Below are 5,164 nucleotides of genomic sequence, written 5' to 3' on the forward strand. Positions count from 1 at the left end.
GACAACTGATGGAGATGGAAGCCACGGGAGCACCTCAAAAACACCATCGTACACTAAATCAGTAAGTTGGCACCATTACCGCATTTTCAGAGGTTTGACCTTAATCGGATAACCTAAATGCGATACTGCAAGAGCGACAACTTAAAAGCGATAGCCACTGACGCAAAATCAACCCCTTACGAACCAAGATTGGTTAAATAATGCGCTTAACGAATGGAAGGGACTTCCCCTGATTATGCGCCTGATTAACTCTTGTGCAATCATGGGGTAAACACAACCCCGGAGGGATTCGTTATGACCATTACTACTGTCGGTATCGATCTTGCTAAAAATGTGTTCGCTGTTCATTGCGTTGACCAGAATGGCAAAACCGTTCTGGTTAAATCCAGAGTAACCCGCGCAGCTCTTCCCGGGCTGATTGCTGGTTTGCCGCCCTGTGTTATCGGGATGGAGGCGTGCTCCGGGGCTCATTACTGGGCAAGACTGTTTCGGCAGTATGGTCATGAGCCGCGTCTGATGGCCGCTAAATTTGTATCGCCTTACCGCATGGCTGGTAAATCAGGGAAAAATGATGCAGCTGATGCTCAGGCTATCTGCGAGGCGGTTCGTCGCCCACATATGCGGTTTGTGCCGGTTAAGGATGAGAGCCAGCAGGCAATGCAGTGTCTGCATCGTACCCGACAGGGTTTTATCGAAGAGAAAACAGCAACATATAATCGTCTCCGGGGGTTGATATCTGAATTCGGCGTTATCGCCCCACAAAGTACAGATGCCCTGCGCCACATAGTTTTTGAGCAGAAGAATTCTTTACCACTTCAGGTTCAGCAATGTGTTGATGATTTGCTGGAGCACGTTGCTCGCATTGAAGATAACATCGCTGAATATGACCGAATTTTGTCCCGCATGGCCAAAACAGATCATCGCAGTCAGCGGCTGATGGAATTGAAGGGCGTTGGCCCCACAACGGCCTGTGCGCTGGTCGCCAGTATCGGTAATGCACATGATTTTAAGAATGGGCGCCAGCTGGCAGCCTGGCTGGGACTGACACCATCGCAGTACAGCAGCGGCGGAAAGTCGAAGCTTGGCAGGATAACGAAAGCTGGCGATTCGTATCTGAGAACACTTCTGGTTCAGGGTGCCCGCTCGGTACTGATCGGGGCGGAGAAAAGGACTGATTTATTCAGTCGTTGGGTCTGCTCACTGGTCGAACGCAGAGGATACTGGCGCGCTGTTGTTGCCATCGCTGCCAAAAATGCAAGACTGTGCTGGGCATCATTGCATTACGGTGATGATTTCAGGTTGTACTCAGCTAGCTAAAGTACAAAGCTGTATGACCATCTGTTCTGCAACTCGTTGATGATAAAGGGTTAGACCCCGTGAGGTATATCTGCTTATTGTACAGGGCAAGTGTACCCGACTAACGAACTAGAGCCTCACGAGCGTCTTTCATCAGGGTCCGAATCGATGACGATTCATCATGACCGTTTATAGTACCGCAGTCTCTCCCCTTTATTTTTTTACTATAGTGCAGACAGAAACCGTAAACACCGGCGTTGACATGCCGGGGAAGCCCTTATAGTACAAAAATTTCCGATCTCCAAACTGACCCCTACAACGTCTGCTCGGGAAGAAGACCATGGAGAACGAGATCCTCAAAGAAGCCGTGGAGTATGGTCGAGCAAAAAAATGGATTGCGCATGCGCCCTTGTTGCCGGGGGACGACGATTAAGTGCTGTGAGCCAGGCTCTTAATGTATCGCGTGCGCAGCTATCCGTTCGTGTTCATCGAAAACCGGGTTGGCAAGATGGTCGTCATCATCGCCAGCGTGATGATGCAGCCTTACTTGGCCGTATCATGGAGGCGATGGCAGAGCTTCCCTCCTATGGCTATCGCCGGGTCTGGGCGCTGTTACGGCGTCAGTCTGAGGCAACAGAACAACCTGTGGCAAACGCTAAGCGGGTATATCGCGTCATGCGCGAGCATGGCTTGCTGCTGGAAAGAAAACCAGCTGCACCATTGGCCCAGCAGGCACATAAGGGGCGTGTTGCCGTCAAGGAGAGCAATCGACGGTGGTGCTCAGATGGCTTCGAGTTTCGCTGTGATAACGGTGAAAAACTACGTGTCACGTTTGCCATGGATTGCTGCGATAGGGAAGCGTTGGACTGGGCGGCCAGTACTGGGGGTTACGACAGTGACACTGTGCAAGATGTCATGCTGAGGTCTGTCGAACGTCGCTTTGGGGATTCGTTGCCGACATCACCGGTGGAGTGGCTGACTGATAATGGCTCGGCGTATCGAGCCCATGAGACCCGCGCGTTTGCACGAGAAATCGGGTTGGAGCCCAGAACTACTGCGGTGAGAAGCCCACAGAGTAACGGTATAGCGGAGAGCTTCGTGAAGACGATGAAGCGAGACTATATCGAGATGATGCCAAAACCGGATAGCCGAACAGCGGTAGGCAATTTGGCTATCGCGTTTGAGCATTATAACGAGCACCACCCGCACAGCGCCTTGGGATACCGTTCACCCCGGGAATTTCTGCGCAGTCGGGTATCACAATCCTAAGCGGGAAAAAGTGTCTGGACCTATGGGGTCAAATCCAGTAGATTTTAAGTTTAAGCTTTGGGAAATCAACAAGACAGCATAGCGAATGATCCCCTCTGGCAAACCAAGCCGACTGTCGCCGAGGCTAATCCCTCTTGTGGTTTTTTTGATCGGCCTGTGCTCCACCGTAGTGCTTTACCAACTCATCGTCGAGTCCGTCGATCAACGACAACAGGTCTACTTCGACTTCCGCGCCCGGGAGGCTGCTGAGCGCATCGAGAACCGCATGGCCACCTACCAGCAGGTCCTGCGGGGCACGGCCGGGTTCTTTGATGTGCATGATGATGTCGGACGTGAAGATTTCCGAAGGTATTCCGATCGCCAGGCTCTGGACCAGTACCTGCCTGGCATCCAAGGCGTGGGCTTCGCCAGGGCCATCCGGCCTGCCGATCTGCAAACCCACATCGATCAGGTCCGCGCCGAAGGCTTTCCCTCTTACACGGTGCAACCAGCAGGCCAACGAGACCTGTATTCCTCGATCGTGTATCTGGAGCCGTTTTCGGGACGCAACCTGCGTGCCTTCGGCTTCGACATGTATTCAGAACCCGTGCGGCGCGAGGCCATGCAGCGCTCGGTAGATACGGGTGCCATCGCGCTTTCGGGGCGTGTGCGTCTCCAGCAGGAAACGGGGGTTCAGGAGCAGTCGGGGTTCCTGATCTACCAGGCGATCTACGCTACTGACCAGCCAGCGGCAACCGTAGCAGAGCGCCGGGAACAACTGCGCGGCTGGGTCTATGCACCGTTTCGCATGACAGACTTCCTGCAGGGTCTCCTCGGAGAGCAGGAGCGTGACCTGATCATCGACATCTTCGACGGCGAAGAGATGGTTGAAGCGACACGAACTCACTTTGGCAGTTCAGGGCGTACCGATATCCGTCCAAGGTTTGAATCGGTGCATCGGCTGCGCATGATGGGACAAACCTGGACCGTTCGCGTGCATGGCAGCACGAGCCTTCTGCAACGGGTGGACAGAGGGCTACCGATCGTGATCGCGGTAACCGGTGTCTTGCTCAGTGCCATGCTGGCTGGGCTGATGTTTTTGCTGGTGTCGGGTCGGTCCCGGGCAGAAGCGGCGGCCCGCGCGATGACAGAAGACCTGTCTATGGAGAGGTCTCGATTGAGTGCCATTCTTGAAGGCACCCGGGTCGGCACCTGGGAGTGGAATGTCCAGAGCGGTGAAACCGTCTTCAATGAGGAATGGGCGAGGATCGTTGGATACAAGCTCCAAGAGCTTGAGTCGATCTCCATCGTCACCTGGGCAAAGCTCACGCATCCGGAAGATCTGCAAAAGTCAGAACAGCTGCTCAAGCAGCACTTGGCGGGGGAGTTACCGTTCTACGAGTGTGAGGCCAGGATGCGCCACAAGGATGGGCACTGGATCTGGGTGCTGGACCGCGGGAAGGTGGGGAAATGGGATCGGGATGGCAAGCCTCTCATCATGTACGGTACCCATCAGGACATCAGCCGGTCCAGACAGGAGCTGGATACCTATCACCATCGAGCGCATCATGACGTATTGACCGATCTACCCAACCGGGTCTTACTCGGTGACCGCATACAGCAGGCGCTTGCATTGGCAGAGCGCGAGAACACGCATCTGGCTGTGCTGTTCATGGATCTGGATGGGTTCAAGTCGGTCAACGACACCCATGGCCACGAAGCGGGGGATGTAGTGCTAAAGACCGTGGCCCGCCGTCTCCTGCGTTGCATCCGTGCCTCCGACACGCTCGCCAGGGTGGGAGGCGATGAGTACGTGGCCTTGCTGCAACACGTCAGCGACGAACAGGAGGCGCTCAAAAAGGCCAGCCTGTTCATCTCGGAGGTCCGCCGACCAATCCCCTTGCCTGCGGGTGGCGAAGCACGAATTTCCATTAGTGTCGGTATCGCGCTCTACCCTCAGCATGGAACGACCATCGAGGTGCTCTGCGAGCATGCCGATCAGGCGATGTATCAGGTCAAGAAAGGCTCCAAGAATGGAGCCTTGGTGCATCAGGATAGCGGCTCGGTGTAGCTCTGCGTTCCCGTAGCGTTTAAACGCACCCTGATCGACAACTCCAGATCTTGTGTTGCCGGCGACAGCGTCCACGCATGAAGTTGGTCCATCACGACCGATCAGGCATTGACCGCCGATTGCTTCGAGCAACTGGCCCCACAGATGACCGCCAAGGGCTGGAAAGGGAAGCCGCAGAATTCGGGAAGAATCGTACGCTAAGCCGACTTGGCTTAAGTGCGTTTCCTGGGCACTGTTGCAAATAGTCGGTGGTGATAAACTTATCATCCCCTTTTGCTGATGGAGCTGCACATGAACCCATTCAAAGGCCGGCATTTTCAGCGTGACATCATTCTGTGGGCCGTACGCTGGTACTGCAAATACGGCATCAGTTACCGTGAGCTGCAGGAGATGCTGGCTGAACGCGGAGTGAATGTCGATCACTCCACGATTTACCGCTGGGTTCAGCGTTATGCGCCTGAAATGGAATAACGGCTGCGCTGGTACTGGCGTAACCCTTCCGATCTTTGCCCGTGGCACATGGATGAAACCTACGTGAAGGTCAATGGC

Annotated in this window: 2 protein-coding genes and 2 pseudogenes; all 4 read left to right on the plus strand. The window is 54.6% G+C overall.

The window, feature by feature from the left end; all coding sequences use genetic code 11:
• The first annotated feature begins 294 nt into the window (after window positions 1–294).
• The gene (locus tag OGY18_RS05145) at window positions 295–1,317 is read left to right on the plus strand and encodes an IS110 family RNA-guided transposase (RefSeq protein WP_001567660.1); all 1,023 of its coding nucleotides are present in this window, start codon (window positions 295–297) and stop codon (window positions 1,315–1,317) included.
• Between the two features lie 292 nt (window positions 1,318–1,609).
• Window positions 1,610–2,606 (plus strand): annotated as a pseudogene (locus OGY18_RS05150) (IS3 family transposase); the annotation flags it as partial.
• Window positions 2,607–2,701: 95 nt separating this feature from the next.
• On the plus strand, window positions 2,702–4,615 hold the full coding sequence (locus tag OGY18_RS05155; RefSeq protein ID WP_158236758.1) for a CHASE domain-containing protein: 1,914 nt from the start codon (window positions 2,702–2,704) through the stop codon (window positions 4,613–4,615).
• 291 nt (window positions 4,616–4,906) lie between these two features.
• A pseudogene (locus OGY18_RS05160) lies at window positions 4,907–5,164 on the plus strand (IS6 family transposase); the annotation flags it as partial.

Origin of the sequence: Citrobacter sp. Cpo142, assembly GCF_030332425.1 — a bacterium.
In the GTDB taxonomy this organism is placed as follows: domain Bacteria; phylum Pseudomonadota; class Gammaproteobacteria; order Enterobacterales; family Enterobacteriaceae; genus Citrobacter; species Citrobacter portucalensis.